Source organism: Sphaerochaeta sp. S2, assembly GCF_016406725.1.
Taxonomy (GTDB): Bacteria; Spirochaetota; Spirochaetia; order Sphaerochaetales; family Sphaerochaetaceae; genus Sphaerochaeta.
The window spans coordinates 1-3,699 of sequence record NZ_JAEKNT010000337.1 but is presented as its reverse complement, the minus strand read 5'-3'; the positions used below and the strand labels follow the sequence as shown (position 1 = coordinate 3,699).

Sequence of the window (3,699 nt, the reverse complement as noted above, 5' to 3'; positions counted from 1 at the left end):
GCATTGGTTACCAGGATTCTAGCTTCCTTGGTTTTTAATTTCTCGAGTAGAAGATTCCTCTCTTGATGGCTCTGGCCACCTTGTATGCAGATATAGGGGATGGAAACCTCCTTGAGGCGCCTGATCTGGTCATGCATGAGGGAGAGCAGTGGATAGACCAAGACAGTGATCCCTTCCACGAGAAGGGAGGGAAGCATAAAGCAGAGACTCTTGCCTCCACCGGTAGGGAGTACCACTACTGATCCTTCATGATTGCTCTCTTCACTGTCCTCTTCCACGATGCGCTGGATTACCAGCCGTTGAAATGGGTAGAGGGAAGGGATGTTGAAGCGTTCCTGGAGGAGGAGATTGATTTGGTCCTCCAGGAAATGTGTTGTATTCTCATCTTTCATACCTTGGAAAGATGAGACTATTCAACCTTGCTTCAGACAAGTCCTATTGCTCCTCACTCCTGTCCGTTGCCGGAGGTGGTGGTGGACTGATCGCATCGATCGCCTTCAAGAGCTCAGGCTCAAGGGTGAGGGATACAGCCTGTAGGGACTGCTTCAAGTGCTCGGTATGAGCCGCTCCGATGATCGGGGCGGTAACCTGCTTATGTGCCATTACCCAAGCCACTGCAAGAGTTGCTTCATTGATGCCCCACTTGCTGCAAAGCTCTGAGTATTCACGGGCAACTTGCTCGTAGAACTGACCGCCATAGCGTTTGTTGTAGTTCTGGTTTTCGACCAATCTTCCTGAGGCATTGGAATAGCCATCCTTGTATCGGCCGGTAAGCAGCCCACCTCCAAGTGGACTGTAAGTGATGACCCCAAGCCCTTCATATGCAGCCATAGGGAGCAGTTCAACCTCAGCCATACGCTTTGCTATGTTGAACATGGGTTGGATGACCGAAATCGGGGCAAACTGGTTAATCGCTGAGACGTGAAGCATTCTTTCCACCTGGTAGGCAGCAAAGTTGCTGACTCCCAATGAGAGCACCTTACCTTCACTGACAAGTCGGTCAACAGCCCGGAGTGTTTCCTCTTCCCTCACAGTCGGATCAAAATGATGGAGAAACATGACATCTACATAGTCTGTATTTAGACGTTTCAGACTTGCTTCCACTCCCAGCCTGATATGTTTTGCGTTCAAACCCTTCTCGTTGACATCGTCTCCCATAGCACCATACGTCTTGGTGGTGATAACAACCTTATCACGCTCTTGGGAAATAAATTCTCCGAGATAGCTCTCTGCAACTCCCTTCTGATAGACATCGGCACAGTCAAAGAAGTTGATCCCTGCCTCTCTACAGGTCTTGTACATCTTCTCTGATTCGCTCTTGTCTGCTCTTCCGCCGAAGGACATGGTCCCAAAGCAGAGCTCAGAAACCTTGATACCGGTTCTTCCTAGTGATTTGTACTCTATCATTACCTCCCAAATACTGAAGCGTTCATCAGTCTTTCACTCATGGTCAAGGCAAGCCTTTCCATCTTTATCGTCTCTCGTTTGAACAGTGTCTGTTTCTTGATCGCCTGCTCAAGGGCAGAGGAGGAGACAAGTTCATCAATCCAACTATCAGGAAAGAGTTCCGGTCCCTGAAGGGCACCCTGCAACGCTCCATACAGGCCACAAGATAGGCGAGCATCTCCTCCCATCCTTGCAATGTCACTCATACCTTCCTCAAAGGAGAGAGCGTGAAGCAGTGTGTGGAACACCAGAAGCAGCGTCTCCTTCAATGTATGGTTTCCAGTAACAACAAGACTGGGCTTTCTTGCTCTGGAGAGCAGTGCAGTTAGTTGTTCATCCAGATTCTTGCCACCACGTTGTGTAAAGAGGTCGTGTACAAGTTTTTCTCCATCAAAGACTTCTTCATTGATCAGGAGATGAAAACAGTGGGCAAGCAGTGCTACCGCCTCTTTTTCAAGAGTATCTTCACTGAAAAGTGAAGCTGTTGTAAGAGCTATTTCCCTGATCTGTTTTTGTTTCAACTCGACACCTGCTATCGCTACAATGAGAGAAAGAGGAATCGCTGCTCGATACTCCTGAAGGGGGAACCCTTCTTCACTCTCCTCACGGTAACGATTGACCAGTGCATGGAAATGATCGGCATCCAGACCCTGGTTGGACAGCAGGCTCATGGAAAGCAGAAGCGGCAAGTCGCTCACTTCCCCTGAGATGCCACAGTCACTGCGTAGGTGTTCGAGGGAGAACACCTCTTGTATTGTATCTTGTACTTCTTCTTGGAGTGTTTCCCTGGAGAGGCCGTCACACTGACTGCCAAACCCATCGCCTACAAACAAACCAAGCAGAGCGCCGTTAGCGCGTTCTTGTATATTCATGGTTCTAACAATAGCGTAAGTGCCCACAAAAGACGAGTCTCTTTGTGCTTCATATCCCTGTTTTAATCCAGGACAGATAACCAGAGTTTTTCAGATTCTAGAAGTGCAGTTGCTACCAATTCCAGGAATGGCTCCCTTGCATGGTCATATGAACTATTTGAATTGCCTTCCACTCAGTATCCACGGCTATCGGAGTTAAGTACATTAATCATGGTTATGCCTATTGCAAAGAAAAGCCACGCTGTTTTTCAGCGTGGCTTCTTAGAGGGTAAGATATTACTACTTTTGGTAATACGCTATTCGAGCAGCTTCCATCTCCTCCTGGACCCGTTTCAGATCGGTAGGGATATCGATATGCTGCGGACAGAGTGGAATACACTGACCACACTCCGTGCAGGCAGGAGGACGCTTGTCAGCACTGCTCTCGCTCTCCCACTGGTCCTTGACCACCTCATAGTTGTTGAACATCCGGTACTTGTTCCAGAGTGCAAAGTTCCCAGGAATATCAACACCGAAGGGGCAGGGCATACAGTACTTGCAGCCGGTGCAGTCATTGCCGATGCGGCTTCTCATGCTGCTTCCAATCTCTTCCAGTACCGCTCTCTCGTGCTCGCTCAACGGCTTGTAGGGAGAGAAGGTCTGGAGGTTCTCCCTGACCTGCTCCTCTGTGGACATGCCACTAAGGATGACCTTCACATTCTGGTGGTCAGCGACCCACCTAAGGGCAAAGGAAGCTGGTGATGCATCAGGGTCCAATGCTTTCATCTTGGCTTCCAGGTCAGGGGACAGACCAGCAAGTGAGCCTCCCTTAATCGGCTCCATCACAATGACGGGTATGCCCAGTTCTGTGCACAGTTCATAGCCCTTGTCTCCAGCCTGCTCTTCAGTATCCAGGTAGTTGTATTGGATCTGGATGAAATCCCAGGGGCGAAAGCGGGTGATATACTCAAAATCCTCATAGATGGAGTGAAACGAGAAGCCCAGATGCTTGATACGGCCCTTTTTCTGTTCCTCTTCCAGGTAGTCAACCACACCAAGGTCTACCATCCGGTCGAATGCTTTCTTGTCAATTGCGTGGATAAGATAGAAGTCGATATAGCTCTGTTGTAGTCTTATAAGCTGTTCATTGAATATCCGCTTTGCATCATCTAGAGAATTAACCGACCATTGGGGAAGCTTTGTGGCAACGTAGAAGCTGCTTCTATCCAAGGTGGAGAGGAATTCTCCTACCAAAGGCTCACTCTCCCCGCCATGATATGGGTAGGCGGTATCAAAATAATTCACCCCGGCCTCATAAGCTTCCTTCATCATAGCCAATGAACGCTTTCGGTCAATCTTGCCTTCTGGGGTTGTAGGGAAGCGCATGGCGCCAAATCCAAGA

The 3,699-nt window shown here is 49.0% G+C and carries 4 protein-coding genes; all 4 read right to left on the bottom strand.

The window, feature by feature from the left end; all coding sequences use genetic code 11:
• The coding region (locus JF818_RS09870) for a DEAD/DEAH box helicase (RefSeq protein ID WP_198891843.1) at positions 1-392 on the bottom strand (392 nt) is incomplete at its 3' end.
• 43 nt (positions 393-435) lie between these two features.
• Positions 436-1,407 (bottom strand): aldo/keto reductase, encoded by a 972-nt coding sequence (locus JF818_RS09865; RefSeq protein ID WP_233067164.1) that lies wholly within the window; start codon positions 1,405-1,407, stop codon positions 436-438.
• Positions 1,407-2,318 (bottom strand): ADP-ribosylglycohydrolase family protein, encoded by a 912-nt coding sequence (locus JF818_RS09860; protein ID WP_198891842.1) that lies wholly within the window; start codon positions 2,316-2,318, stop codon positions 1,407-1,409. Before JF818_RS09860 ends, JF818_RS09865 begins: the two co-directional genes overlap by 1 nt.
• Positions 2,319-2,597: 279 nt before the next feature.
• Positions 2,598-3,699: aldo/keto reductase (locus JF818_RS09855; protein ID WP_198891841.1), on the bottom strand; the 1,102-nt coding region annotated here is incomplete at its 5' end.

What these genes read in the sequence shown, in the direction of transcription:
- JF818_RS09865 (WP_233067164.1), bottom strand. Translation starts at nt 1,407, where the DNA reads ATGATAGAGTACAAATCACTAGGAAGAACCGGTATCAAGGTTTCTGAG.
- JF818_RS09860 (WP_198891842.1), bottom strand. Translation starts at nt 2,318, where the DNA reads ATGAATATACAAGAACGCGCTAACGGCGCTCTGCTTGGTTTGTTTGTA.